The 25,885-nt window shown below is 71.5% G+C and carries 20 protein-coding genes; 7 read left to right on the top strand and 13 right to left on the bottom strand.

Going from position 1 to position 25,885, the window contains the following annotated elements; translation table 11 throughout:
• The first annotated feature begins 46 nt into the window (after positions 1–46).
• Positions 47–883, top strand: a complete 837-nt coding sequence (locus tag ACYUD3_RS02995) for an aldo/keto reductase (protein WP_470962980.1) — start codon at positions 47–49, stop codon at positions 881–883.
• Positions 884–981: 98 nt separating this feature from the next.
• Here ACYUD3_RS02995 and ACYUD3_RS02990 read toward each other — a convergent pair whose 3' ends face one another.
• The 3 genes from ACYUD3_RS02990 to ACYUD3_RS02980 all read right to left on the bottom strand — a co-directional run bounded on the left by ACYUD3_RS02990 (position 982) and on the right by ACYUD3_RS02980 (position 4,883).
• Positions 982–1,842, bottom strand: coding sequence for a class I SAM-dependent methyltransferase (locus ACYUD3_RS02990; RefSeq protein ID WP_470962977.1), 861 nt, complete (start codon positions 1,840–1,842; stop codon positions 982–984).
• A gap of 185 nt (positions 1,843–2,027) precedes the next feature.
• Positions 2,028–3,749 (bottom strand): glycoside hydrolase family 6 protein, encoded by a 1,722-nt coding sequence (locus ACYUD3_RS02985; protein WP_470962974.1) that lies wholly within the window; start codon positions 3,747–3,749, stop codon positions 2,028–2,030.
• Positions 3,750–3,791: 42 nt separating this feature from the next.
• On the bottom strand, positions 3,792–4,883 hold the full coding sequence (locus ACYUD3_RS02980; protein WP_470963932.1) for a glycoside hydrolase family 5 protein: 1,092 nt from the start codon (positions 4,881–4,883) through the stop codon (positions 3,792–3,794).
• A 289-nt stretch (positions 4,884–5,172) separates the two neighbouring features.
• Between ACYUD3_RS02980 and ACYUD3_RS02975 the strand changes: the two genes are divergently transcribed.
• Together ACYUD3_RS02975 and ACYUD3_RS02970 are read left to right on the top strand one after the other, a co-directional pair.
• Positions 5,173–8,088, top strand: a complete 2,916-nt coding sequence (locus tag ACYUD3_RS02975; protein WP_470962970.1) for a glycoside hydrolase family 48 protein — start codon at positions 5,173–5,175, stop codon at positions 8,086–8,088.
• 137 nt (positions 8,089–8,225) lie between these two features.
• Positions 8,226–10,880: a cellulose binding domain-containing protein gene (locus ACYUD3_RS02970; RefSeq protein ID WP_470962967.1), complete on the top strand. Its 2,655-nt coding sequence runs from the start codon at positions 8,226–8,228 to the stop codon at positions 10,878–10,880.
• 50 nt (positions 10,881–10,930) lie between these two features.
• Here ACYUD3_RS02970 and ACYUD3_RS02965 read toward each other — a convergent pair whose 3' ends face one another.
• The 4 genes from ACYUD3_RS02965 to ACYUD3_RS02950 all read right to left on the bottom strand — a co-directional run bounded on the left by ACYUD3_RS02965 (position 10,931) and on the right by ACYUD3_RS02950 (position 15,534).
• Positions 10,931–12,784 carry a rhamnogalacturonan lyase gene (locus tag ACYUD3_RS02965; protein ID WP_470962964.1) on the bottom strand — a complete coding sequence of 618 codons (1,854 nt, stop codon included), beginning with the start codon at positions 12,782–12,784 and terminating at the stop codon, positions 10,931–10,933.
• Between the two features lie 203 nt (positions 12,785–12,987).
• Positions 12,988–13,839, bottom strand: a complete 852-nt coding sequence (locus ACYUD3_RS02960; protein WP_470962961.1) for a methyltransferase domain-containing protein — start codon at positions 13,837–13,839, stop codon at positions 12,988–12,990.
• A 21-nt stretch (positions 13,840–13,860) separates the two neighbouring features.
• Positions 13,861–14,166, bottom strand: coding sequence for a 4a-hydroxytetrahydrobiopterin dehydratase (locus ACYUD3_RS02955; protein ID WP_470962958.1), 306 nt, complete (start codon positions 14,164–14,166; stop codon positions 13,861–13,863).
• A gap of 267 nt (positions 14,167–14,433) precedes the next feature.
• Positions 14,434–15,534, bottom strand: coding sequence for an ADP-ribosylglycohydrolase family protein (locus ACYUD3_RS02950; protein WP_470962955.1), 1,101 nt, complete (start codon positions 15,532–15,534; stop codon positions 14,434–14,436).
• A gap of 86 nt (positions 15,535–15,620) precedes the next feature.
• Here ACYUD3_RS02950 and ACYUD3_RS02945 point away from each other — a divergent pair, with 86 nt between their 5' ends.
• Together ACYUD3_RS02945 and ACYUD3_RS02940 are read left to right on the top strand one after the other, a co-directional pair.
• On the top strand, positions 15,621–16,442 hold the full coding sequence (locus ACYUD3_RS02945) for a helix-turn-helix domain-containing protein (RefSeq protein ID WP_470962952.1): 822 nt from the start codon (positions 15,621–15,623) through the stop codon (positions 16,440–16,442).
• Between the two features lie 115 nt (positions 16,443–16,557).
• Complete coding sequence (locus tag ACYUD3_RS02940) at positions 16,558–17,421, top strand: helix-turn-helix domain-containing protein (protein WP_470962948.1); 864 nt, start codon at positions 16,558–16,560, stop codon at positions 17,419–17,421.
• Here the strand turns inward: ACYUD3_RS02940 and ACYUD3_RS02935 are convergent.
• The 6 genes from ACYUD3_RS02935 to ACYUD3_RS02910 all read right to left on the bottom strand — a co-directional run bounded on the left by ACYUD3_RS02935 (position 17,405) and on the right by ACYUD3_RS02910 (position 24,318).
• On the bottom strand, positions 17,405–17,842 hold the full coding sequence (locus ACYUD3_RS02935; RefSeq protein ID WP_470962945.1) for a glutaredoxin domain-containing protein: 438 nt from the start codon (positions 17,840–17,842) through the stop codon (positions 17,405–17,407). The genes ACYUD3_RS02940 and ACYUD3_RS02935 overlap by 17 nt on opposite strands.
• 199 nt (positions 17,843–18,041) lie before the next feature.
• On the bottom strand, positions 18,042–18,785 hold the full coding sequence (locus ACYUD3_RS02930) for a rhomboid family intramembrane serine protease (protein WP_470962942.1): 744 nt from the start codon (positions 18,783–18,785) through the stop codon (positions 18,042–18,044).
• Between the two features lie 181 nt (positions 18,786–18,966).
• A complete protein-coding gene (gene dnaK, locus ACYUD3_RS02925; RefSeq protein ID WP_470962939.1) occupies positions 18,967–20,844 on the bottom strand; it encodes a molecular chaperone DnaK in 1,878 nt (625 codons plus the stop codon).
• 245 nt (positions 20,845–21,089) lie between these two features.
• The gene (locus ACYUD3_RS02920) at positions 21,090–21,515 is read right to left on the bottom strand and encodes an OsmC family protein (protein ID WP_470962936.1); all 426 of its coding nucleotides are present in this window, start codon (positions 21,513–21,515) and stop codon (positions 21,090–21,092) included.
• A gap of 175 nt (positions 21,516–21,690) precedes the next feature.
• Entirely contained in the window at positions 21,691–23,826 is a 2,136-nt protein-coding gene (locus ACYUD3_RS02915; RefSeq protein WP_470962933.1) for a phage holin family protein, read from the bottom strand.
• 69 nt (positions 23,827–23,895) lie between these two features.
• On the bottom strand, positions 23,896–24,318 hold the full coding sequence (locus ACYUD3_RS02910; protein ID WP_470962930.1) for a hypothetical protein: 423 nt from the start codon (positions 24,316–24,318) through the stop codon (positions 23,896–23,898).
• Positions 24,319–24,401: 83 nt separating this feature from the next.
• On the opposite strand from ACYUD3_RS02910, the gene ACYUD3_RS02905 reads away from it, so the two are divergent.
• The gene (locus tag ACYUD3_RS02905; RefSeq protein WP_470963929.1) at positions 24,402–25,175 is read left to right on the top strand and encodes an MBL fold metallo-hydrolase; all 774 of its coding nucleotides are present in this window, start codon (positions 24,402–24,404) and stop codon (positions 25,173–25,175) included.
• Positions 25,176–25,235: 60 nt separating this feature from the next.
• Entirely contained in the window at positions 25,236–25,883 is a 648-nt protein-coding gene (locus tag ACYUD3_RS02900) for a DedA family protein (protein ID WP_470962927.1), read from the top strand.
• The last annotated feature ends 2 nt before the right edge of the window (positions 25,884–25,885 follow it).

The raw sequence follows: 25,885 nt of genomic DNA, 5'->3' as shown, positions 1-25,885 counted from the left end.
GACGATGGGAGAACCCCATGACGGACAACCGAAGGATCATGAGCGCGTGAGCAGCAAGGTCCCCCCGATCATCCTCAACAACGGCGTCGAGATGCCCCAGCTGGGCTTCGGTGTGTGGCAGGTGCCGGACGACGAGGCGGAGCGCGCGGTCGCCACCGCCCTGGAGGCCGGGTACCGCAGCATCGACACAGCCGCGATCTACGGCAACGAGGAGGGCACCGGCAAGGCCATCGCGGCCTCGGGCGTGGCCCGCGAGGACGTCTTCGTCACCACCAAGCTGTGGAACTCCGACCAGGGCTACGACACGACCCTGCGCGCGTTCGACACCTCGCTGGCCAAGCTGGGCCTCGACTACGTCGACCTGTACCTGATCCACTGGCCGACCCCGGCCCGTGACCTGTACACCGACACGTACAAGGCGTTCGAGAAGCTGTACGCCGACGGCCGCGTCAAGGCGATCGGCGTCTCCAACTTCCACCCCGAGCACCTGCGCAGGCTGCTCGACGAGACCTCGGTCATCCCCGCGGTCAACCAGATCGAGCTGCACCCGCACCTCCAGCAGCACGAGCTGCGCGAGCTGCACGCCGAGCAGGGCATCGCCACCGAGGCGTGGTCGCCGCTCGGCCAGGGCAAGGGGCTCCTGGAGGTGCCGGCGATCGTCGCGATCGGCCAGAAGCACAATCGCACCCCGGCCCAGATCGTGCTGCGCTGGCACCTCCAGCTCGGCAACGTCGTGATCCCCAAGTCCGTGACGCCGTCCCGGATCAAGGAGAACATCGAGGTCTTCGACTTCGCTCTGGACACCGAGGATCTGGCGGCGATCAGCGCGCTGAACGAGGACCGGCGGATCGGACCGAACCCGGCTGAGTTCAACATGGCCTGAGCCGGGCTGAGTTGAGCGCCGAAGAGGCGTGAGCCGAAGAGGCGGGCCCGATGGAGGGGCCCGCCTTTTTCATGTCCCGTCACTCAAGTCGGCCTGGGCTAAGCCGGCTTGACCGCCGTATGCACCGTCCGTGCCGTCAGCACATACAGATCCGCCCTCCGGTGCACGCTCTCCGGGTCCGCCGGGTCGAGCAGCCGGTCCAGCGTCGTGCGGTCCTCCTCGTCGATGAGTTCCGCCGTCGACTCCCGCAGCCTGCCCAGAAGTTGGGCCGCGTGCGCGCGGGCCCGGTCGGAGGCGGGGGCCGGGAGGTCGAGGAGGAAGCTGCGGGTGCGGGCGCCCTTGAGGCCGGCCGACGTGAGCAGCGCGGCCCAGTCCTCCCGCTCGCCGACCGTTCCCGGCAGGTCGGCGCGCATCTTCGCGAACCACTCGGTGGCGTGCGCGTCGAGGCGGGACTCGAGGCCGGGGCGGCCGAAGCCGAGGTCGCGCGGGAGGAACCGGGTCGGCAGCCCGCCCTCCATGACCGCCAACGTCCCGCCGGGGGCGAGCCGTTCGGCGCAGGCGGCGAGCGCGGCGCGCTGGTCGCCGAGGTGGTGGAGGCTGTTGCCGGCCCAGATGAGATCCGCCGGGTACTCCAACTTGGCCAGCAGCCCGGGGAGTTCACCGTGGAGAGTGGCGAACCGGTCGCCGTAGCCGAGCCGTTGGGCCCGTTCGGCGGCCCGGTGCAGCAGGGGCGCGGAGCCGTCGGCGGCGACCACCCGGGCGCCGGGGAACTCCTCGGCGAACAGGCAGGCGACGACGCCCGGGCCGCTGCCGGCGTCCACGACCAGGCCCGGGTCGGTGATCTCCTTGCCGAGCCAGGCCAGTGCCCGCTCGTACAGCGGCGCGTACAGCTCGGCCTGCGCCTCGAGGTGCTCCGCCATCGCGGCCCAGTCGATGTCGGTGTCATGCGTGTGTGCCATGGCCCCCAGCCTCTCGTCCGTGGATGCCGCCAGCGTGCGGCGGCACACGGGGAAGGGGCCACTTCTGTTGCCGTACCGGCAAAAAAGCGGAGATCCGGCCGCTCCTCTCGTGGGGAAGCGGCCGGACCGTACCGCCCGGGCGGCCCGCCGGGGCGAAGGGGAGGCCCCGGCGGGCCGGGGGAAGGTCAGCCGAGCGGCGGGTACGCGTTCTGCATCAGCTGCTGGAACTGCGCGGAGAACCAGTGCCCGGCCAGCGGCGCGTTCGACAGCGCCCCGGACATGTGGTTGTTGTTGCGCGGGTTGCCGGTGTACGTCGGGTCGCACATGCGGTCGAAGCCCTTGCCCTCGTCGTTGGCGATGGCGGTGGACGACCCGTCGGACTCGCCCGGAGGCTTCATCCAGACGTAGGCGTCGATCCCGGCGGCGGGAGCGGCCTGCGGGCGTTCACCGAGACCGGCCCCGGACTGGTTGCACCAGTTCCCGACGTGGATACGGCGGTCGTAGCGCCCGCCGTCGACGTAGGTGTCCACGTTGGTCTGCGCGCCCGGACCGGCCGGCCGCGCGCTGCCGCCCCAGCCGTTGCGGGAGGTGTCGATCAGCATGCCGATATTGGACCGGAAGCCGGCCGAGATCAGCTGGTTGCGGAAGGCCTGCGCGTACGACAGCTCGTCGACGTACCGGTTCCAGTCCACCCACTTCGACTGCCGTACGGACGTGCCGCCCACGGTGTCGTTGATGGTGAAGTTGTTCTCCTTCAGGGCGCTGTAGTTGGCGGTGTTGGTGATGAAGCCCTGGACGTCGTCGACCGTCGCGCCCTGGGCGTTGGCGGCCTGGTAGAAGAGCTGGGCGGCGGGGGCGAAGTTGTCGTCCCAGCCGAGCCAGCCGTGGTGGCCGGCGTCGATGTAGTTGTAGACGTTGGCGATCGCGCCGAGCTTGGCGAGCGCGTAGCCGACGCCGTTGACGTAGTTGCCGTTCGCCTTCATCGTGTTGCAGGCCGCGGTCGCGGTGGCGCTGCTGCCGGTGTTGGTGACGAGGTTGGGCAGCGAGTCGATCTCGACGGTGTTGACGATGCGCAGGCTCGCGTACTTGGGGTCGGCGAGGATCGCGGCGATCGGGTCGATGAACTGCGTCTTGTACTTGTCGATCTCCGTCGGGCCGAGTTCGCCGTTGGAGGCGAGGGCGGCGCAGTCACGGCCTGGGAGGTCGTAGATGACCAGCTGGATGACCTCTTCGCCGCTGCCCTTCTGGGCGAGGGCCGCGTCGAGGTGGGCGCGCAGGCCCATGCCGCCGTTGACGCCGTTGATCGCGGCGATCCGGTCGAGCCAGACGCCGGTCGGCTGGCCCGAGACCCGTGAGCCGCCGGGTTCGGCGTTGGCGTGCGCCGCCCATTCGGGGTTGACGTACACCTTGGCGCCCGCGTACGGGTTGTCGACCTTGGTGGAGGGGGTGCCCGGGCCGGTCGGCGGCGGGGTGGTGGTGCCGCCGCCGTCGTCGACGTTGCAGGTGACGCCGTCGAGCGTGAAGGTGGTGGGCACGGCGTTGCTGCCGCTGTAGGAGGCCTGGAACCCGAAGCTGACCGAACTCCCGGTCGGCAGCGAGCCGTTGTAGGTCTCGTTGGCGGCGGTGACGGCCTGGCCCGACTGGCTGACCTGGGCGCTCCAGCCGCTGGTGATCTGCTGGTTGCCGGCGTAGCCCCACTTCAGCTGCCAACTGCTCTTGGCGGCGCTGTTGTTGGTGACGGTGACGTTGGCGGTGAAGCCGGTGCTCCACTGGTTCTGCACCTGGTAGTCCACGCTGCACGGGATCGCGGTGATCTCGCTGCCCTGCGGGGCCACCGCCAGTGCGGTCCCGGACGCGCCGGCGACGAGCGCCAGCGCGGCGAGCAACGCTGTTCTGCTACGGCTCATGAGTGCGGGTTTCCTTGTCTGCTAGCGGATATTTCCGGTGTGTCATCCGTTCTGGGCGCGCAGCCGGTCGCGCAGCCCGGTGCCGTACGCGGTGGGTGTCCCGTCGTAACTCGTGATCAGGGACGGACCGGAGGCGCAGTCCCATGCGTTCCAGGTCCAGCCCAGGTACGACAGCCCGCGGTCGTCGAACCACTTCATGACCCGGTCGACGAACCCGTGCGAGCAGGTGTTCTCCCCGATCTCCCCGGCCACCAGCGGGACTTGGGCGGCGACGGGGGCGAGGGCGGAGTTCCAGCAGGCTTCACTGGAACAGGTGTTGAAGTTGTAGCCGTGCCAGGCGGCGGCGAGATTGCCGGTGGGGTCGCGTGGCCGGTAAGTGAGCCACTGGCTCAGGTCGTTGGAGTAGGCGAGCCCGCCCGCGAGGATCACGTTGCGGGCGCCGGTGGCGCGGACCGCGTCGACCAACTGCTGCATTCCGGCGACCTGGTAGCCGATGCCGGGGCAGCTGCCGCCGTCGCGCCAGCACTGCCAGGCCTGGGCGGTGGTGGACGTGGCGCGGTCCGGGTAGGGCTCGTTGAAGAGGTCGAGGACGACCGCCGGGTCACTCTTGAAGGTGTTCGCGACCGACGTCCAGAAGCCCGGGGTGTACTGGGCGTCGGGCATCGGCTTCTGGCAGCTGGCGTGGACGTCGGAGCAGCCGGCCGAGTTGCCCGTGTACTGCCCGTAGGTCCAGTGGAGTTCGACGACCGGCGTCATGCCGTGCGCCTTCACGCGGGCCACGAGGTCCTTGACGGCGTTCACGTAGTTCGCGCCGCCGTACGCGGACTGGATGTTCGAAAGCCCCAGCCAGCACTCCTCGTTGAGCGGGATGCGGACGGTGTTCGCCTTCCAGTCGGCGATCGCCCGGAGCGCGGCGTCGTCGACCGGCCCGTCCCAGATGCCGCGCCCCTGCACACACATGAACTCGCCGCCGGACCGGTTGACCCCGAGCAGCCGGCGGGCGGCCCCGGTGTCGTCGACGAGCTTGTCGCCGGACACATGCAGTGCGGGCGCGGGTGCGGCGGCCCGTGCCGGAAGGCTCGGCAGCAGGACCCCGGCGACGAGGGCGCCGACGCCTGCCACAGCGAGGATCAGGGAACGCGCGGGATGTCTCACTAGAGCGACTCCTCGCAGGTCAGACACGTCGCGACAGACGTGTCGACTGATGGAATCGCTCCCACTGGTGACACCGAAGCTAGCGTCAAGTCCCTGGGAAGAACAGGGGAGGCACAGACTTTCCCCGGCCGAACACCCGTCGAATCTTTTCGACTCTTCGAACACCTTGACCACCCGAACCCCCGTCCGCACTATGGGAGCGCTCCCACTGGTTCAAGGCTTGTTGCTCCTCCCCCCACCTCCCCGAGCCGCAAGGAGGGACCAGCACATGACCCAGACCCTCAGGCGCCGCAGAACGCGGCGCTGGTGGACAGCCGTGGTGGCGGCGTTCGCACTGCCGCTCGCCGGCCTGAGCACGCTCACAACTCCCGCACAGGCGGCGGCACTTCAGTGCAGCGTCGACTACAAGACGAACGACTGGGGCAGCGGTTTCACCGCCGACCTCACGATCACCAACCGGGGCACGGACGCCATCAACGGCTGGACGCTCGGCTACTCCTACGCCGGCAACCAGAAGCTGACCAGCGGCTGGAACGGGACCTGGTCGCAGTCCGGCACCGCCGTCTCCGTACAGAGCGCCACCTACAACGCGAACATCGCGGCGGGCGCGGCGGTGACGACGGGCGCCCAGTTCACCTACACCGGCACCAACACCGCCCCCACCGGTTTCTCGCTCAACGGCACCCCGTGCGTGGGCGCGCACCAGCCCCCGATCACCGTCCTGACCAGCCCGGCGGCGGGCGCGATCTACACCCAGGGCGACGCGGTCCCGCTCGCGGCGACGGCAGCGGCGGCGGACAACGCGACGATCTCGAAGGTCGAGTTCTACGACGACACGACCCTCCTGGGCACGGACACCACCGCCCCCTACACCTTCTCCGCCACCGGCTTGTCCGTGGGCAGTCACTCCCTCCTGGCGAAGGCGTACGACAGCCTGGGCGCGGCCGGCACCTCGACGCCGGTCGGCATCACCGTCGCCTCGGGCCCGGCGGTCGTCGCGTCGGCGTCCCAACTCGCCGTCCAGCAGGGCAAGACGGGCACGTACACGGTCCGTCTCTCCACCCAGCCGGCGTCGAACGTGACGGTCGCGACCGCGCGCACCGGCGGCAACACGGGCCTCACGGTCACCGGCGGCGCGGCGCTGACGTTCACCCCGTCGAACTGGTCCACCGCGCAGCCGGTGACGGTCACGGCGGCGGCCACCGGAACCGGAGCGGCCACGTTCGATTCGACGGCCACGGGCCTCGCCAAGGCGACGGTGACGGTCACCCAGATCGCCGGCCAGAAGACGTACGACGCCCGTTTCCTGGAGCTGTACGGGAAGATCACCAACCCGGCGAACGGCTACTTCTCGCCGGAGGGCATCCCGTACCACTCGGTGGAGACGCTGATCGTGGAGGCCCCCGACCAGGGGCACGAGACCACGTCCGAGGCGTACAGCTATCTGCTGTGGCTCCAGGCGATGTACGGCAAGATCACCGGTGACTGGAGCAAGTTCAACGGCGCGTGGGACCTCATGGAGAAGTACATGATCCCCACCCACGCCGACCAGCCCACCAACTCCTTCTACACCGCGTCGAAACCGGCGACCTACGCGCCCGAGCTGGACACCCCGAACGAGTACCCGGCGCGCCTGGACCCGTCGGTCCCGGTCGGCCAGGACCCGATCGCGGCCGAGCTGAAGTCCGCGTACGGCACCGACGACGTCTACGGCATGCACTGGCTCCAGGACGTCGACAACACCTACGGCTACGGCAACGGCCCCGGCAAGTGCGAGGCTGGACCGACGGCCACGGGACCCTCGTACATCAACACCTTCCAGCGCGGGGCGCAGGAGTCGGTGTGGGAGACCGTGCCGCAGCCGACCTGCGACCAGTTCAAGTACGGCGGCACGAACGGGTATCTGGACCTGTTCACCGGTGACAGCTCCTACGCCAAGCAGTGGAAGTTCACCGACGCCCCGGACGCCGACGCGCGCGCCGTGCAGGCCGCGTACTGGGCCGACCTGTGGGCGAAGCAGCAGGGCAAGGGCGCCGACGTCTCCGCGACCGTCGGCAAGGCGGCGAAGATGGGCGACTATCTGCGCTACTCGATGTACGACAAGTACTTCAAGAAGATCGGCAGTTGTGTCGGTCCGAGCGCGTGCGCGGCCGGCTCGGGCAAGAACTCCTCGCACTATCTGATGTCCTGGTACTACGCCTGGGGCGGCGCGACCGACACCTCGGCGGGCTGGGCCTGGCGGATCGGCTCCAGCCATGTCCACGGCGGCTACCAGAACCCGCTCGCGGCCTACGCGCTCAGCTCCTACGCCGACCTGAAGCCCAAGTCGGCGACAGGGCAGGCGGATTGGGCGACCTCGCTGACCCGGCAGCTGGAGTTCTACCGCTGGCTCCAGTCGAACGAGGGCGCCATCGCGGGCGGCGCGACCAACAGCTGGGCGGGGCGCTACGCCACTCCCCCGGCCGGGAAGTCGACGTTCTACGGCATGTTCTACGACGAGCAGCCCGTCTACCACGACCCGCCGTCGAACCAGTGGTTCGGCTTCCAGGCGTGGTCGATGGAGCGGGTCGCGGAGTACTACCAGCAGACCGGCAACGCGCAGGCCAAGGCCGTGCTGGACAAGTGGGTGAGCTGGGCGCTGTCGCAGACCACGGTCAACCCCGACGGCACCTACCGCTTCCCCTCGACGCTCTCCTGGTCCGGCCAGCCCGATACCTGGAACGCGTCAAGTCCGGGCGCCAACACGGGACTTCACGTCTCGGTCGTCGACTACACGAACGACGTCGGAGTCGCCGCCGCGTTCGCGAAGACGCTGACCTACTACGGCGCCAAGTCCGGTGACACGGCCTCGAAGACGGTCGCGAAGGCGCTGCTGGACGGCATGTGGTCGAACTACTCCGACGCCCTCGGCATCGCGGTCCCGGAGACCCGGGCCGACTACAAGCGCTTCGGCGACCCGGTCTACGTACCGAGCGGCTGGAGCGGGACGATGCCGAACGGCGACGCGATCAACTCGTCCTCGACGTTCGCCTCCCTGCGGTCCTTCTACAAGAACGACCCCAACTGGTCGAAGATCCAGGCCTACTTGGCGGGCGGCGCGGCGCCGTCGTTCACGTACCACCGGTTCTGGGCCCAGGCGGACATCGCCTTGGCCATGGGCTCGTACGCGGAACTCCTCGAATAGTCCCCGCTGAAGGCCCGGACCGCCGGGCCGGAGCGTCCGCGTACCGCGCCGGGCGGCCCCCACCCGCACAGGGGGCCGCCCGGTCGTCGCCCCTCGTTCCCCCCCCACATGGCCGCACGAGGAAGGAAACCCCCACCGTGCGAAGAACCCGCATCCTCACCGCCGTGCTGGCGCTGGCCGCCGGTCTGCTGGCCGGCGCCCCGCCCGCGCTCTCCGCCGACGCTCCCGGATCGGCGCTCGCGGCGGAGTCGTACACCTGGAAGAACGCCCGGATCGACGGCGGCGGCTTCGTCCCCGGGATCGTCTTCAGCCGCAAGGAGAAGAACCTCGCCTACGCGCGTACCGACATCGGCGGCGCCTACCGCTGGCAGGAGTCGACGAAGACCTGGACACCGCTGCTGGACTCGGTCGGCTGGGCCGACTGGGGGCACACGGGGGTGGCGAGCCTGGCGGCCGACCCGGTCGACGCGAACAAGGTGTACGCCGCCGTCGGCATGTACACCAACAGCTGGGACCCGGGCAACGGGGCGGTGCTGCGCTCCGGCGACCGGGGCGCGACCTGGCAGAAGACGGACCTGCCGTTCAAGCTGGGCGGCAACATGCCGGGCCGGGGCATGGGCGAGCGGCTCGCCGTCGACCCCAATCGCGACAGCGTCCTGTACCTGGGCGCACCGAGCGGCAAGGGCCTGTGGCGTTCGACGGACGCGGGGGTGACCTGGGCGCAGGTCGCGAACTTCCCCAACGTCGGTAATTACGTGCAGGATTCGACGGACACGAGCGGGTACGCCTCCGACAACCAGGGCGTCGTGTGGGTGACGTTCGACGAGTCGACGGGGACGGCGGGCAACGCGACGCGCACCATCTACGTCGGGGTCGCCGACAAGGACAACGCGGTGTACCGCTCGACGGACGCGGGCGCGACCTGGTCCCGCCTCGCCGGCCAGCCGACCGGACACCTCGCGCACAAAGGCGTGCTGGACGCGTCGAACGGCTACCTGTACCTCGCGTACAGCGACAAGGGCGGCCCGTACGACGGCGGCAAGGGCCAGTTGTGGCGGTACGCGACGGCGAGCGGGACCTGGACGGACATCAGCCCCGTCGCGGAGGCCGACACCTACTACGGCTTCAGCGGACTGACGGTCGACCGGCAGAAACCGGGGACCCTCATGGCGACCGGGTACAGCTCCTGGTGGCCGGACACCCTGATCTTCCGCTCCACCGACAGCGGGGCGACCTGGACGAAGGCGTGGGACTACACGTCGTACCCCAGCCGCGCCAACCGCTTCACCATGGACGTGTCGTCCGTGCCCTGGCTGACGTGGGGCGCGAACCCCTCGCCGCCCGAGCAGACGCCCAAACTCGGCTGGATGACCGAGGCGTTGGAGATCGACCCGTTCAACTCGGCGCGCATGATGTACGGGACGGGCGCGACGGTCTACGGCACGGAGAACCTGGGGAACTGGGACACCGGCGGCCAGATCACCGTCAAGCCCATGGTGCAGGGCCTGGAGGAGACGGCCGTCAACGACCTCGCGTCACCGCCGTCCGGGGCGCCGCTGCTGAGCGCGCTCGGTGACATCGGCGGGTTCCGGCACACGAGTCTGACGGCCGTGCCGCCGATGATGTTCACGCAGCCGAACTTCACGACGACCACCAGCCTCGACTTCGCCGAGACCAACCCGAACACGGTCGTGCGCGTCGGCAACGTCGACTCCGGTGCGCACGTGGCCTTTTCGACCGACAACGGCGCCAACTGGTTCGCGGGGACTGACCCTTCGGGCGTGAGCGGCGGCGGAACGGTCGCGGCGGCGGCCGACGGCAGCCGCTTCGTGTGGTCCCCGCAGGGCACCGGCGTGCGGTACACCACCGGTTTCGGCACCTCCTGGCAGGCGTCGGCGGGCATCCCGGCGGGTGCGGCCGTCGAGTCGGACCGCGTGGACGCGAAGACCTTCTACGGCTTCAAGTCCGGCAAGTTCTACGTGAGTTCGGACGGCGGCGCGACCTTCACGGCGACCGCTTCCACCGGCCTGCCGGCGGGCGACACCGTCCGCTTCAAGGCGCTGCCGGGCACGAAGGGCGACGTCTGGCTGGCCGGCGGGGCGGAGGGCGGCGCGTACGGGCTGTGGCACTCCACGGACGGCGGCGCGACCTTCACCAAGCTCACGAACGTCGACCAGGCCGACACCATCGGCTTCGGCAAGGCCGCGACGGGCGCCTCCTACCAGGCCCTGTACACCAGCGCGAAGATCGGCGGCGTACGCGGCATCTTCCGCTCGACGGACAAGGGCGCGAGCTGGACGCGACTCAACGACGATGCCCACCAGTGGGGTTGGACCGGCGGCGCGATCACGGGCGACCCCCGGGTGTACGGCCGGGTGTACGTCGCCACGAACGGGCGGGGTGTGATCTACGGCGACACGTCGGACGCCGGTGGCGGTGGGGGCGGCAGTGGTGACCCCACTACCCCTGCGGGCGCCTGTGCCGTGACGTACACGGTCACCAACGAGTGGTCCGGCGGCTTCCAGGCGGACGTCAAACTCACCAACACCGGTAGCGGCGCCTGGACTTCATGGACCCTGGGCTGGACCTTCCCCAGCTCCCAGACCGTCGCGTCGATCTGGAACGCCGAGTACACGCAGACGGGTTCGGCGGTGACGGCGAGGAACGTCACCTGGAACGCGGGCGTGGCGGCGGGCGCGTCGGTGAGCTTCGGCTTCACGGGCAACTCGCCGGGGACGAACGGGAGACCGACGGTGTTCAAGGTCGGGGACCAGAGCTGCACGGTGAGTTGAGCGCGGAGAAGAGCGGCCGTCGTCCTGACGGCCGCTCAACTTCCGTGTGATCAGGGCGTGTAGACGGCCGGGCGGGGTGCGGTGGCCATGCCGTCGCCGATGAAGAAGCTGGGGTGCGGGGGCTGGTTGTAGGCGGTGTTCTGCCAGGCGAGGGCGGTCCGGTACATCGTGTCGTGGAGGAGGGTGGTGATTCTCGTCGTGGTCTCGTAGGGGGTCGAGTAGACGCGCAGGGCCGTGTTGTCCGCCGTCGGCCAGACGACCTCCTCGCGCCAGTCGCCGAGGAGGTCGCCGGAGAAGGACGGGGTGGCCTTGGTGCCGTTGTTGGAGTGGACGCCGGAGGCGGTCAGGAGGCGGGTGTCGGCGGTGGGGCCGTACTTGTCGATGTGAGTGCCGTCGAGGAGTTCACGGACCGGGTCACCGTCCCACCAGGAAAGGAAGTTGGTGCTGGAGGGCTTGCGGGCCGCGACGACGTTTCCCTTCGGGTCGCGTACGCCGCTCTCGGCCGCCGACCAGGACTCGGCGCCCGCGCTGCCGGCCCAGATGTCCCCGGCGACGCCCCGTCCGTTGTCGCCGTTCGCGGGGGTGGACCAGATGACCTGCCCGGTGCGCGCGTCGGCGAGGTAGGACGACGGTTTCGAGCTGTCCTCGTCGACCTTGAACACCTCCAACCCCGCGCGGGACGGGTCGAGATCGCCGACGTGCAGGGCGTCGCCGTGCCCGTTCCTCGTGGTCCACAGGGCGTTGCCGTTGTCGTCGACCGCCATGGCGCCGTAGACGATCTCGTCCTTGCCGTCGCCGTCGACGTCCGCGACCGACAGCTGGTGGTTGCCCTGGCCGTCGTAGCCCTTGCCCGTGTTGGTCGAGGAGTTGGTGTCGAAGGTCCAGCGGCGGGTGAAGGCGCCGCCGCGCCAGTCCCAGGCGGCGATCACGGTCCGCGTGTAGTAGCCGCGCGCCATGATCAGGGAGGGGCGGGCGCCGTCGAGGTAGGCGGTGCCGGCGAGGAAGCGGTCCACGCGGTTGCCGTAGGAGTCGCCCCAGGAGGAGACCGTGCCGCGCGCGGGGACGTAGTCGACCGTCTGCATCGCGCGGCCCGTCTGGCCATTGAACATGGTCAGGTACTCCGGTCCTGAGAGCACGTATCCGCTCGAATTGCGGTAGTCCGCCGAGGAGTTGCCGATGACCGTGCCGGCGCCGTCGGCCGTGCCGTCGGCGGTCTTCACCGCCATCTCGGCCTTGCCGTCGCCGTCGTAGTCGTACACCTGGAACTGCGTGTAGTGCGCGCCGGAGCGGATGTTGCGGCCCAGGTCGATCCGCCACAGGCGGGTGCCGTCCAGCTTGATGCCGTCCAGGATGGTGTTTCCGGTGTAGCCGGACTGGGAGTTGTCCTTGGCGTTGGTGGGCTGCCATTTGAGGACGAGGTCCAGGGCGCCGTCGCCGTCGAGGTCGCCGACCGAGGCGTCGCCCGCCTCATAGGTGTAGGCGACGCCGTCCGGGGTGGTGCCGCCCGGCGGTGGGGAGATCGGTATGTCCTTGTAGCCGGTGCGGAGTTGGACCGCGTGCACGGAGTCGGACTGCTCGGTGCCGTTGACGATCGCGCGGACCGTGTAGTCGGCCTGGGCGGGGGCGCCTGAGTGGAAGTAGTTCGTCGAGCCGGTGACGGGCGCCGAGTTGACCTTCGTGCCGGCGCGGTAGATGTTGAAGGAGACGCTGTCGGGGTCGGTGCCGAGCCAGCGCCAGCTGACCAGGTTGCCGCTGTCGGTGTGGACGCTCACCACACCCCGGTCCAGCGCCTCGACCTGCCGGGCGGTGGCTGCCGCCGCTTCGTGCGGGGTGAGGGTGACAAGTCCGGTGATGGTCAGGGCGGTTGCTGCCAAGAGGGCGATGCGGGGGCGCGTGCGCTGCATGTGGGGGTACCTCCCGGAGGGGGTGGGCCGCTGTCGGTGTGTCAGCTGCCGCCGGGAAGTATGGGGTTGGCGGGGCGGGGGAATTCAAGGGGTGGGAGGGGGTGGTGGGGGGTGCGAAAGTTTCCGGGGGCGGGGGTGGGGGGTTCTCGCAAAGGGGGGCGAAAGTTTTGGGGCTTGCTCAAGGAGGGACTGGGGGTGCTTACTCACCCCTCCTTCCTGAACGCCCGCACCCTGAACTCCGGTTCCCCCCGCGCCCGTTCCTGGTCCGGCAGCTCCTCCAGCCGGCGGGCGAACTCCTCCGCCAGCGGGTGTCCCGGCGGCAGCGTCATGAACCAGCCCCGGCGCAGATCGGTGAGCGTCCGGCGGGGGCTGCGGCCCTGTCCGTGCCCGGTGAACCTCGCCTCCCCGGCCGGCCGCAGGCCCACCTCGGCGGCGTACGCCTCGACCTGCGCGGAGGTGTCGGTGACGCGGGTCGGCGGACGGTCGGCGAGAACGGCGTCGATGTCGCTGCCGACGTTGTGGGCGGCGCCCTTGTCGACGGTCGTGACGTACGTCCCGCCGGGCCGCAGGACACGCGCGCACTCGGCGAGGGTGCGGCGCACGTCGTCCGGGGCGGGGAGGAGGTGCAGCAGCCAGACACTAGTGACGGCGTCGAACGCGGCGTCGGGGAAGGGGAGTTGACGGCTGTCGGCGAGGAGGATGCGGCCGGGGAGACGGGCGGCGGCGAGGCGGGCCATGGCGGGGGTGAGGTCGGCGCCGGTGACTTGGGGCGGGGGTGCCGGAGGGGCGGCGGTGCCGGTGACTTGGGGCGGCGTCACCGGAGAGCTGCCCCGCTGCGGTGCCGGGCGGACCGTCTCCGGCAGCGCCGCCGGGCCGGTCCCCCGTATCCCCGCCGCCAGCCTCCGCGTCACGATCCCCGTACCGCACCCCAGGTCGAGCAGGCCGCGCACCCCCTCCGGCAGCAGCCCCAGCACCGCCCGTGCCGCCGCCTGCGCGCGAGGCTCGCCGCCGCGCAGCTCGTCGTACCGCTCGGCTTCCTTCTCGTAGTCGAGCACGCCGTCACCCCCTCTGCGAGGTCAGCCTGCCCCGTGCGTCGGCGCCAACTCCTCGACTCTGCGGGCGAGTTCGAAGTCCAGGTGGGTCAACGCGCCCCCGGCGTCGTGGGTCTGCACCGCGAGGGTCACCGTGCTGTAGCCCAGCCCCAGGTCCGAGTGATGGTTCAACTCGTCCTGGACCTGGGCCACATGGACGACGAAGGCGGCTGCGGCGAAGTGGGAGGGGAGCCGGTAGGCGCGGGTCAGCCGGCCCGCGACGACGGACCAGCCGGGCAACTCGGCCAGCCGCTCCTCGGTCTCCTTGTCGGACAGCGGTTCGACGGCCATGTCCCGGCTCCCTTCCTCAGCGGCACTCGGCACGGCGCGTGCGCCTTCCGGCACCGCACACCTTCAGCGTGCCACGCGAACCGGGCCGCCACCCACTCGACGCCGGCCCCGCCGGCCCCGCCGGCTCAGCGCAGCCCGCCCCAGCTGAAGCCGGCACAGCTCGGCCCGCCGGCTCGGCCCAGCTCGCCCAAGCCCAAGCCGGCCCAGCCAGGCCCGGCCCGGCCAAGCTCAGCTCAACCAGGCCCGCCCCCTCCCCGTCGCCCCGCCTCAAGCCGCCGGCCAGACCGGCGCGGCCGTCCTCCCCGTGCACTCCGCCGCGAAATCATCGGCCAGCGCGGCGATCCGCGCCCGTCCCTCCACCTGTTCCACCCAAGCCGCCGGCAGCCCCTGGTCCCCGTGCATCGCCCCCAGGATGTTCCCGCAGATCGACCCGGTGGAGTCGCAGTCGCCGGAGTGGTTCACCGACAGCAGCAGCGCGCGCCCGGCGTCGGGCTCTGCCAGGGCCGCGTACACGCCGATCGCGAGGGCCTCCTCGGCGATCCAGCCGGCGCCGAGCTTCTCCACGGTCGCGGCGTCGGCGGTCCCGCTCAGATCGAGGGCCCGCTCCAGCGCGGCGGTCGTCTCCTGGTGCCCGGGGAAGGAGGCCAGCAGCCGCAGGGTGCGCAGGACGGCGCCTTCGAGGGACTCCCCGCGCAGGAGGTGGGCGACGATCGCGGCGAGCGCGCCGGCCGCGTAGTAGCCGGTGGGGTGGCCGTGGGTGATCTGCGCACAGTACGCGGCCTGGAAGAACGCGGTGCGCGGATCGTCGCCGGTGAGCCCGAAGGGCGCCGAGCGCATCACCGTCCCGCAGCCCTTGGAGTCGGAGTTGACCGGCCCGGGACGGCCCAACACGCCCTGCCCGGAGGGGACATGGGCGAGGGTGAGCCCGGAGAGGCAGGCGTTGCCGGGCGCGCGGCGGGCGTACAGCCAGGGCTCCTCGACCAGTCCGCCGGCGGGGCCGTCGTACACGGGACCGCCGTCGGGGGCCGTGACGCGCTGGGTGTGCAGCCAGCGGTCGTAGGCCCAGCGCACGTGTCCGATCTCGCTGCCCGGCGGGAGGGTGCCCTGGCGCATGCCGGCGCGGGCCTGGAGGAGGCCCTCGACGGTGAAGAGGGTCATCTGGGTGTCGTCGCTGACGCGGGGCTCGGCGACGTAGCCGGTCACGCCCTGCGGGCCGTGGGCGCTGCGGATGCGGTCCAGGGAAAGGAACTCGATCGGGTAGCCGAGCGCGTCCCCGACGGCGCCGCCGAGCAGCGTGCCACGCACCCGTGCCCGGTACCCCGCCTCAGCCTCGAAGGACAGCCCGCGCGGGCTCCATTGCTCGGTCATCGACCCATACCTCTCGTCGGAGAATCGTTGCTGCGGCCTAGCGGTACGGCGCTCCCCGGCCCGGCGTCCTGGTTACGGTCGTACCCATGACCATTCTCCCGACCGGCACCGACAGTCCCACCCCCACCCCCTCCGGCCGGGGCGTGGGTCCGCTGCTGCGGGCCTGGCGGGAGCGGCGGCGGGTCAGTCAGCTGGAACTGGCGCTGCGCGCGGACTCCTCGGCGCGGCACATCAGCTTCGTCGAGACGGGCCGGGCGCGGCCCAGCGAGGAGATGGTGCTGCGGCTCGCCGAGCACCTGGAGGTGCCGGTCCGCGAGCGCAACTCCCTTCTGCTGGCGGCGGGTTACGCCCCGCACTACCCGGAGACCCCGCTGGCCGAACTGGACTCCCTGCGCACCGGCCTGGAGCAGCTGATCCGCGGCTACGAGCCGTATCCCGCGCTGGTCGTGGACGGCGGGTACGACGTCGTCGCCGCCAACCGGGGCATCACCGCGCTCCTGGAGGGCGTACCCGGACACCTCCTCGTCCCGCCGCTGAACGCGATGCGCCTCACCCTGCACCCCGAGGGCCTCGCCCGGCGCATCCTCAACCTCCCTGAGTGGCGAGGGCACTTGCTGCACCAGATGGAACGCCAGCTCGCCCTGCACCGCTCGGCGCGGCTGCGGGAGCTGTACGAGGAGGTGGCGGCGTATCCACTGGCGCGGGGCGGCTCCGCTCCGGACGGGGACCCGGCGCCGCCGTTCGCGTTGCCGCTGCGCGTCGAACTCGGCGGCCGGGCGCTGTCGTTCGTGTCGTCGATCGCGACGTTCAACACCCCGATGGACGTGACGGTCGCCGAACTGGCCGTGGAGACCTTCCTCCCGGCGGACCCGGCGACGGTCGAGTATCTTCGGTCGACGCTGTCTTGATATCCATCTTGCGAGACGTCACGATCACGCCTAATCGACTCGTTCCGTACCCGTGAGTCCTCCATCGGAACATGACACACTGCACACAGTTCTCGACGCGTAGGGGAGGCGTGGCGTGAGTGAGCGGCGACCCGCTCCCACCGTGGGTCAGGTGGTGCTCGGGAAACGGTTGCAGGAGCTGCGGGAGACGGCGAGTCTCAGCCGCGAGGAGGCGGCCCGCGCGCTGCGGGTGGCCGCGGCGACCGTACGGCGGATGGAGACCGCCGAGGTCGCCCTGAAGATCCCGTACGTCCAGGTCCTGCTGGACACCTACGGCGTCCCGGCCGACGAGGCCGCCGCGTTCATCATGCTCGCCGAGGACGCCAACCGGCCCGGCTGGTGGCAGCGCTTCCACGACGTGCTGCCCGAGTGGTTCAGCCTGTACGTCAGCCTGGAGGGCGCGGCCAGGATGATCCGCTCGTACGAGCCGCACTTCGTGCCCGGGCTGCTCCAGACGGAACGCTACGCGCGGGCCGTGCTCGAGGCGGGGACGGTCGGGCAGAGCGTCCCGGAGACGATCGAACGCCATGTGACCCTGCGCATGGCCCGGCAGAAGCTCCTGGACCGCCCCGACCCGCCCCACCTGTGGGCGATCCTGGACGAGACCGCGCTGCGCCGGCCCGTCAGCATCGACAGCTCCGTCATGCGCGACCAGTTGGACCGGCTGCTGAAGTACACCGAACGCGACCGGGTGACCTTGCAGGTCGCCGAGTTCGCGGCGGGCCCGCACCCCGGCACGTACGCCCCCTTCTCCCTCTTCCGCTTCGCCGAACCCGAACTCCCCGACATGGTCGTCACCGAATACCTCACCGGCGCCCTCTACCTGGACTCCCGCAAGGAGGTCTCGGCGCACCTGGAGGTCCTGGACCACATGACGACCCACGCGGCGTCGGCCCAGCGCACCCGGGAGATCCTGCGGGAGATCAGGGACGGTTACTGAGCCGGCCCCTGACCCATCCGGGCTCAGGGTTGGTGTGCGGCCGGCCGGCTATGACGACGGTCGGTACGGTCTCGTCGCCGCCGTTGGCCGCCCGCACCGCCTCAGCTCCCGCCGGGTCCCGCCAGATGTCGACCCAGTGCAACCGGCTCGCGTCCCGGCCCAGTCGGAGGCGCAGGCGTATGCAGTACTTGCAGCCCGGCCGCCAGAAGACGACCGGCTGCCCGTCGGCGGCACTGCGGCGCCGGGCCTCCGCCGCGTCGACCGGTCTCGGGAAGATCAGCGGCGAGTGCAGCGCCGCGAGCGCGAGGAACGCGAGGAGCAGTACTGCGGCTGCGCCGGGGTTTCCTCTGCCGAGCAGCAGGGCTGCGGGGGCCGCTCCGCAGAGGGCGAACAGGGCGGGCAGGGTCCAGGAGCGGGTCATGATCGCGCGGGGGGTCGGGGGGCTGATGTGGTGCGGGGGTCGGGCATGGCGGCTCCGGAACGGGCCGGTGTGCTCTGGGTGTTGTCCATGGCGGCTCCGGAACTGGCCGACATGCTCTGGGCGTTGGCTACAGCAGCTCCGGAACGGGCCGGCGTGCCCCGGGTGTTCGCTGCACGGGCCGACTTGCTCTGGGCGTTCGTCACAGCAGTCCCAGGTCTCGGAGTTCCTTGTGCAGGTCGGCCCGGGAGCCGTCCGGCGGAGTTGCGGCGGGTGGGAGTGAGGTGCGGGCGGCGGTGTCGGGGAGTGTCGGCTGGGCCTGCTGCTTCGGGAGGCGTTCGCGCTGTGCGCGCCGGTCGCGCAGCAGCCATGCCCCCGCGAGGCCGCCGAGCAGTCCGCCGAGGTGGGCGAGCCAGCTGACACCGGGGGTGCCGGGGACGGCGACGGTCAGCAGGTACGCGAAGGACGCGCCCATCACCAGGCCGATCAGGCTGTCGACGAGATGCCGGTCGAAGAGGCCGCGTACGACGACGTAACCGAAGTAGCCGAAGATCAGCCCGCTCGCGCCGACCGTCGCCGTGCCCTGCGCCTGGAACAGCCAGACCGCCATGCCGCTGGTCACCGCGACGAGCAGGCTCAGCAGCAGGAAACGGCCGACGCCCCGGTACGCCGCGAGGAACCCGAAGACGAACAGCGGGCCCGAATTGCTCTCCAGATGCGCCCAGTTCCAGTGCAGGAACGGCGCGGTGAGGAGGTGCGGCAGCGCGCCGAGGTCCCCGGAGACGACACCGTACTCCCGCGAGAGCCCGTAGTCGTCCGCGAAGTTGGCCAGCTGGATCAGCCATACGACGGCGACGAAGGCGAACATCACGAAGAACGCCTTGCGTGCCTCGGCGATCATCTCTTCGGCCCCGGCCGGTCCCCCGGACCGCTCCCGCATGCTCATCTCTGCCCCCTGTTCACACCGTTTCGGCCACTGTACGCAGGTTCGCGGGGCCCGAGATATAGGGGTTGTCCCTGATCATCGGGGCATTCGGCCTAAGGGATCCAGCCCCGGCCGTGAGGGTGCGCTCGGCGGGGCGGATCCGATCGTGAGGGCGTTCGGATCCGATCGTGAGGGCGTTCGCCTAAGCCGTCCCGCCCCGGCCGCCCTTCTCGTCGTCCACGATCTCCGCGTCCACGACGTCGTCCTGCGGAGCGTCCTGCCGCGAGGTCTCCTGATGGGTGCCCTGCCCTTCGGCGCCGCCCTGCTGCCGGGCCCGTTCGTACATCGCCTGTCCCATCCGCTGGCTGACCGCCGACAGCCTCTCGATACCGGTGCGCAGCGCGGCCGTGTCCGTCTCCGCGGCGAGGAGGGCCTTCAGCTCGTCGGCGGCGGCCCGCACCTCCGCCTGCGTCTCGGCCGGCACGCTCCCCTCGTTGTCCCGCAGGAACTTGTCGGTCTGGTACACGAGTTGCTCGGCCTGATTGCGGGTCTCGACGCTCTCCCGGCGCCGCCGGTCGTCGTCCGCGTACTGCTCCGCCTCGCGCATCATGCGGTCGATGTCGTCCTTGGGCAGCGCGGAACCCCCGGTGACGGTCATCTTCTGCACGCGCCCGGTGCCGAGGTCCTTCGCGGAGACGTGCATGATCCCGTCGGCGTCGATGTCGAAGGCGACCTCGATCTGCGGCACCCCGCGCGGGGCGGGCGGCAGCCCGGTGAGGTCGAAGACGCCGAGCTTCTTGTTGTACGCGGCGATCTCCCGTTCCCCTTGGTAGACCTGGATGCCGACGGAGGGCTGGTTGTCGTCGGCGGTGGTGAAGATCTCCGAACGCCGGGTGGGGATCGTGGTGTTGCGCTCGATGAGCTTGGTCATGATGCCGCCCTTGGTCTCGATCCCGAGGGACAGCGGGGTGACGTCGAGGAGGAGCACGTCCTTGACGTCGCCGCGGATGACGCCCGCCTGGAGCGCGGCGCCGAGGGCGACGACCTCGTCGGGGTTGACCCCCTTGTGCGGGTCCTTGCCAGTCAGCTCCCGCACCAGGTCGCTCACCGCGGGCATCCGGGTCGAGCCGCCGACCAGGATGACGTGGTCGATCGCGGAGAGGGTCACCTTGGCGTCCTTGACCGCCTGGTGGAAGGGGGCCCGGCAGCGGTCGAGCAGATCGGCGGTCAGCTCCTGGAACTGGGCCCGCGTCAGCTTCTCGTCGAGGTGCAGCGGGCCTTCGGCGGAGGCGGTGATGTACGGCAGGTTGACGTTGGTCTCGGTCGACGACGACAGCTCGATCTTCGCCTTCTCGGCGCCCTCGCGCAGCCGCTGGAGCGCCATCCGGTCCCGGCCGAGATCGACGCCGTACTGGCTTTTAAAGCGCTTTACAAGGTGCTCCACGACCCGCTGGTCCCAGTCGTCCCCGCCCAGTGCCGTGTCCCCGTTGGTCGCCTTGACCTCGATCACGCCGTCGCCGATCTCCAGGAGCGACACGTCGAAGGTGCCGCCGCCGAGGTCGAAGACCAGCACGGTCTGCTCGTCGCCCCGGTCGAGCCCGTACGCCAGCGCCGCCGCCGTCGGCTCGTTGACGATCCGCAGCACCTTCAGCCCGGCGATCTCCCCGGCCTCCTTGGTGGCCTGCCGCTGACTGTCGTCGAAGTAGGCGGGGACGGTGATGACGGCGTCGGTGACGTTCTCGCCGAGGTACGCCTCGGCGTCCCGCTTGAGTTTTTGCAGCACCCGCGCGGAGAGTTCCTGCGCGCGGTACCGCTGCCCGTCCACGGCCCCCTGCTCCGGGAAGCGCCAACTCCCGTCCCCCATATGCCGTTTCACGGACCGCGCGGTGCGGTCGACGTTCGTCACCGCCTGCCGTTTGGCGACCTCCCCGACGAGCACCTCGCCGTTCTTCGCGAACGCCACCACCGAGGGCGTGGTCCGCGCGCCCTCCGCGTTCGCGACGACCGTGGGCTCGCCGCCCTCCAGCACCGCCACCACCGAGTTCGTCGTCCCCAGATCGATCCCGACCGGCCGTCCCATGACCGTCCCCTTCCACCAGGGAGCCTGCTGCTTCCAGCACAAAACTTGAGCGGGGGGTTGTCAAGGGGGCGTGGGGCGGCGCAGGTCAGGTGGGGGGCGTGGGGCGGAGGGGGCTGGTCAGCGTGCGGCGCGGGGGCGCGCGCCGGCCGGCAAGCAGGGGCGGCGTACGGCGAAGCGCGCGGCTCCTCCCCCGGTCCCCGGGAAGGTGCCGCGCGCTCGGGCCGTGCCGTCGGTCAGCCCTCGGGTCAGGCCGACTCGACCGTCAGCGTGATCGTCGTGCCCGCGAGGGCCTGGCTCACGGGGCAGTTCTTCTTGGCGTCCTCGGCCGCGGCGGCGAAGCCCTCCGCGTCGAGGCCGGGGACCTCGCCGCGGACGGTGAGGTGGATGCCGGTGATGCCGGTGCCGGGCTGGAAGGTGACGTCGGCCTTGGTCTCCAGCCGGGTGGGCGGGGTGCCGGCGCCGGTCAGGCCGTGCGAGAGGGCCATGGAGAAGCAGCTGGAGTGCGCGGCGGCGATCAGCTCCTCGGGGCTGGTCTTGCCGTTCGCCTGCTCGGCGCGCGACGGCCAGGACACCGCGTACGTGCCGACGCCGGAGGAGTCGAGGGAGACCTCGCCCTCACCCTCCATAAGGCTGCCGTTCCATACGGTGTGTGCGGTGCGCGTGGTGGCCATGTTTCTTCCCTTTCGCTGTCGCGTCGGCCCCGTTCCCGGATGCCGTGCCCCCATCCGATCACACTCCCCGCCGCGGCGCGTAGCACGTCCACGCCAGTCGCGAAACGGTCTACGCGATACGGCACTTCGGCGTCCGGCCACCGCGCGGCCTGACGGATACGACCCTGTCGGCGTCCTAGGCCACCCGCCGGTCCTCGTCCGCGCGCCCGCCCTCGTCCGCGCGCCCGCGCCCCTCGCCGGCCGGAACCGGTATCTGCGGCCCGCCCGCCTCCGCGAGCCACCGCCGCAGCACCTCGTGCACCTGCTCCGCGCCGACCAGTTCCCCGCCCACCCCGACCGGCTCGGACAGCACGCGCGGGGAGAGCAGGAACGGCTTGCCCTGGGCGCCGCCGAGCCCCCCGTGGGAGCCGATCTGCTCCTCGAAGGCGAGGACTTCGCCGCCGGCGGGGTCGTGGAAGGAGTTGACCATGATGTCGGCGGTGTGCGGGAAGGAGTGCGTGCGGCGCACCGCGTGGGCGGCGCCGGGGCCGAAGGGGGCGAGCGGCCCGTGGCCGTCCTCCAGCCGGTCGACCGGGACTTCGGCACCGTACGACCCGAGGACGACGCCGCCATGTTCTTCGCTGCGGACCAGGAGGAAGCCGATGCCGGGGTGGTTGGCGAGGGTGGTCAGCAGGGCCGGGTGGCGGGCGTCGATCTCTTCCCTGGTCATGCGGTGCGGGACGGCCGGGAAGGAGATGAGGCCGAGGTTCCCGGAGGCCAGCACGACCGGCTCGGAGCGGCGTGAGGGCCGGTGCCGTTCGCCGTGCTCCTCGACGGGCCGGCGCAGCGCCGCGCGGACGGCGGCCCGCGCCTCGGCGCCGCTGTGGGTCCTCCCCCAGAGCCGAAAGCCTGGGGGGACCCCCACCGCGCGGCGCGACACGGGCAGCCCGCAGCCCGCGCGCACGAGGTCGCCGAGCGTCAGCCCGAAGCGGGCCTGGAAGGTCTCCCCGGGGCTCTGGCCGTGGTCGGAGAGGACGACGATGCGGTACGGGCGCGGGGCGTGCTCGGCGACCTTCTCGATGAGGGCGAGACAGCGGTCGAGGCGGGCGAGGACCTTCTCGGCGTCGGAGCTCAACGGGCCGGAATGGTGGGCGACTTCGTCGTAGGCGACGAGGTCGGCGTAGACGGAGGTGCGCCCGGCGAGCATGTCGCCGGTCACGGCGGCGACCACGACGTCGCGTTCGACGACCGTCGCGAACGCCCGCACCAGCGGGTAGAGCCCGCCGCGGCTCACGCGCGGGCCCCGGCCGCGCACCCGCGCGCGGGTGGACTGGCCGATCTCGCGGGCGACCTCGGCGCCGAAGGACAGGGCGGTGCGCACCGCGTTGGCGGGGTCGGAGAAGTAGGCGAAGTAGCCGTCGCGGGAGCGGGTCTCGCGCCGGCGGCGGGCGGCGATGGACAGGACGAGGGCCTGTTCGTCGGCGCCGCCGCCGAACAGGTTGCCGCGGCTCGCGCCGTCGGCGGAGAGCAGGCCGGCGTCCCGCGTGCGCTCGACCGCGCGGCGCTGGAGTTCGGCGGCGCTGGTGGGCCGGTTGCAGACCATGACCTCGCGGGTGTCCTTCTCGTACCAGCGGAAGGCCGGTACGTCGAAGCTGGAGCCGTGGAGGATGCCGAGCTGGCTGGCACCGGTCTGGCTGGACCAGTCGGTGCGCCAGGGGGTGAGGCGGTGGCTGCCGCCGGTGTCGTCGAGCCAGCGGCCGACGGTCGGCATCACGCCGGTGTGGGCGGCGGCGCGCAGCAAGTCATGGCCCACGCCGTCGAGTTGGAGGAAGACCGTCCCGGGGGTCGCCGGGGCGGCGGGGCCGCCTCTGCGGCGGCGGTCGGAGAGGCGGTAGAGACGGCGGCGGTAGGCGTCGTCGTCGCGCACGGCGAGCGCGCCGCCGGTCGCGGAGGCGACGGCCGACATCACGGCGGCGACGATGACGGCGGTCTCGGGGGCGGCGGCGCCCTGCCCGGAGGGGTTGAGGCGCAGCGCGACCAGCAGCAGCGAGCCGTTGAGCGCGAACACCAGCAGGCCGAGGACGAGCGCGGGGACGAGCAGCAGCAGGCGGACGAGGAGCGGCCACACGAGGGCGGACAGCACGCCGAAGACGCCGGCGCCCGCGGCGGCCGTGACGGCGATGCGGGTCGCGCTGTCGCCGTCGTCGGACTGGAGGCGGAAGTCGGGCAGGATCCCGGCGAGCACGAGCATGGTCACTGTGGACGCCGCCCACACCACGACACTGCGTCCGATCTGACTCGCGGCCTTGCGCAGGCGCCCTCCGCTCTCCATGTCGTCAAGCCTGTCACACGGCACTGACAACGCCCGGCGCCGTGTCCCAAAACCGCCGTATCTTCTGGGCTAGCGGCCGTCGTACCCGGCCGTCGGCATCGACAGCCGCCGGTGCACGCAGGCCTTCATCTGCGCGTCGTACGCCGGTTCCGCGCCCCCCACGGTCTCGACCCTGACCCCGCGCCGGGCGCACTCGGCGGTGAACTCCTCGACCGACGACAGGGCGCTCTCCAGGACCCGCCGGCTGGGCGCGACGAACAGATCCCCGCCGGCCCGCACGCCGTCCCACAGCACACAGTGATCGGCCCGCAGCCCGCGCACCACGAGTTCGCGTACGACGGTGTAGCCGCGCTCCTCGGCCCAGCGGGCGCAGATCGCGTGCTGGGTGCGGGTGTCCACGAGGAAGGGGTCGGCGTCCAGTTCTTCGAGCGGCGTCAGGCTCGCGATGGCCGTCACGCGGATGGCACGAACGACGCGGACCGGTCCTCCCATGGCGCCCCCTCACCTCCGGGTTTCGCCGCCGACCCTACTCCTGCCCGTAGGCTTCGGGGGAGTCGCGCGAAGGAGGCATGGGAGTGCCGGTGGAGATCACCTGGTGGGGTCATGCCACCTGCACGATCGAGGATTCGCACGTACGCCTCTTGACCGACCCCCTGTTCGCGCGCAGGCTCGCGCATCTCAGGCGCCGCCGGGGCGCGGTGCCGCCGCCGCGGGCCGCGCGCGCGGATGTCGCGCTGGTCTCCCATCTGCACTCCGATCATCTGCACATCCCCTCCCTGGCGCGGCTCGCGCCGGGCACCCGCCTGCTGGTCCCCCGGGGCGCACCGCGCGCGGTCCCCGGGCTGCGCCGGCTGTCCCACCTGGAGCTGACGGAGCTGGAGCCGGGCGACGAGGTGGCGGTGGGTCCCGTGCGCGTGCGCGCGGTGCCGGCCCGGCACGACGGCCGGCGCCTGCCGGTCGGCCCGCAACGCGCGCCCGCGCTGGGGTACGTCGTCGAGGGCGAGGCCCGTACGTACTTCGCCGGGGACACCGGGCTGTTCGACGCGATGGCCGAGGAGGTCGGCCCGGTGGACGTGGCGCTGCTGCCGGTCGGCGGCTGGGGCCCGTACCTCGGGGAGGGGCATCTGGACGCGGGGCGCGCGGCCGAGGCGCTCGCGCGCCTGGGGGCGCGCAGCGCGGTGCCGGTGCACTACGGGACGTACTGGCCGATCGGCATGGACGCCGTGCGCCCCCACGAATTCCATGCGCCCGGCGAGGAGTTCGTACGCCTGGCGGCCCGGCGCGCGCCCGGGGTGAGCGTGCACCGGCTGGGGCACGGGCAGAGCGTGCGCCCGGAGGTCGCGCGGTGAGACGGGGACGGTCGGCGGGGGTGGCCTGGTGAGACGGGAGCGGCCAGTGGGGGTGGCCCGGTGAAGTGGCTGTGGCTGGCGGCCGGCGTGCACGCGGCGACGGCGACGTCCCCGTCGACCGAGTCGACGCAGCAGGCGATCGGCTATCCGTCGCTGTTCCTGCTGGTGCTGTTCGGGGCGCTGGTGCCGGTCGTGCCGACGGGCGCGCTGGTGAGTTCGGCGGCCGTGGTGGCGTTCCATCAGACGGCGCCCTTCGCGATGGCCCTGGTGTTCGTGACGGCGTCCCTGGCGGCGTTCTGCGGGGACGCGGCGCTGTACTGGCTGGGGATGCGCGGGATGCGCTCACGCAACGGCTCACGCTGGCTGGAGGCGATCCGCGCGCGGGCGCCCGAGGAGCGGCTGGCGAAGGCCCAGGAACAGCTGGCCGAGCACAATGTGGCCGTCCTGGTGCTGTCCCGGCTGGTGCCCGCGGGCCGTATCCCGGTGATGCTGGCCTGCCTCCTCGCGGGCTGGCCCCTGCGCCGCTTCGTGCGCGGCAACCTCCCCGCCTGCCTCGCCTGGGCGGCGACCTACCAGCTGATCGGCGTCCTGGGCGGCTCCCTGTTCCCGGAGCCCTGGGAGGGCGTGGTCGCCGCGGTCGCGCTGACCGTGGTGATCAGCGCGGCCCCGGTGCTGTGGCGCAGGGCGCGGGGGACGCGTACGACCTGACC

Source organism: Streptomyces sp. AMJ-169 (assembly GCF_055597585.1).
Note: the sequence above shows the minus strand (reverse complement) of the source record. Positions and strands in the feature narration are given on the sequence as shown.

What these genes read in the sequence shown, in the direction of transcription:
- ACYUD3_RS02985 (WP_470962974.1), bottom strand. Translation starts at nt 3,749, where the DNA reads ATGAGCCGTAGCAGAACAGCGTTGCTCGCCGCGCTGGCGCTCGTCGCC.
- ACYUD3_RS02975 (WP_470962970.1), top strand. Translation starts at nt 5,173, where the DNA reads ATGACCCAGACCCTCAGGCGCCGCAGAACGCGGCGCTGGTGGACAGCC.
- ACYUD3_RS02930 (WP_470962942.1), bottom strand. Translation starts at nt 18,785, where the DNA reads ATGAGCATGCGGGAGCGGTCCGGGGGACCGGCCGGGGCCGAAGAGATG.
- ACYUD3_RS02955 (WP_470962958.1), bottom strand. Translation starts at nt 14,166, where the DNA reads ATGGCCGTCGAACCGCTGTCCGACAAGGAGACCGAGGAGCGGCTGGCC.
- ACYUD3_RS02910 (WP_470962930.1), bottom strand. Translation starts at nt 24,318, where the DNA reads ATGGGAGGACCGGTCCGCGTCGTTCGTGCCATCCGCGTGACGGCCATC.
- ACYUD3_RS02990 (WP_470962977.1), bottom strand. Translation starts at nt 1,842, where the DNA reads ATGGCACACACGCATGACACCGACATCGACTGGGCCGCGATGGCGGAG.
- ACYUD3_RS02965 (WP_470962964.1), bottom strand. Translation starts at nt 12,784, where the DNA reads ATGCAGCGCACGCGCCCCCGCATCGCCCTCTTGGCAGCAACCGCCCTG.
- ACYUD3_RS02915 (WP_470962933.1), bottom strand. Translation starts at nt 23,826, where the DNA reads ATGGAGAGCGGAGGGCGCCTGCGCAAGGCCGCGAGTCAGATCGGACGC.
- ACYUD3_RS02945 (WP_470962952.1), top strand. Translation starts at nt 15,621, where the DNA reads ATGACCATTCTCCCGACCGGCACCGACAGTCCCACCCCCACCCCCTCC.
- ACYUD3_RS02950 (WP_470962955.1), bottom strand. Translation starts at nt 15,534, where the DNA reads ATGACCGAGCAATGGAGCCCGCGCGGGCTGTCCTTCGAGGCTGAGGCG.
- dnaK (WP_470962939.1), bottom strand. Translation starts at nt 20,844, where the DNA reads ATGGGACGGCCGGTCGGGATCGATCTGGGGACGACGAACTCGGTGGTG.
- ACYUD3_RS02935 (WP_470962945.1), bottom strand. Translation starts at nt 17,842, where the DNA reads ATGACCCGCTCCTGGACCCTGCCCGCCCTGTTCGCCCTCTGCGGAGCG.
- ACYUD3_RS02920 (WP_470962936.1), bottom strand. Translation starts at nt 21,515, where the DNA reads ATGGCCACCACGCGCACCGCACACACCGTATGGAACGGCAGCCTTATG.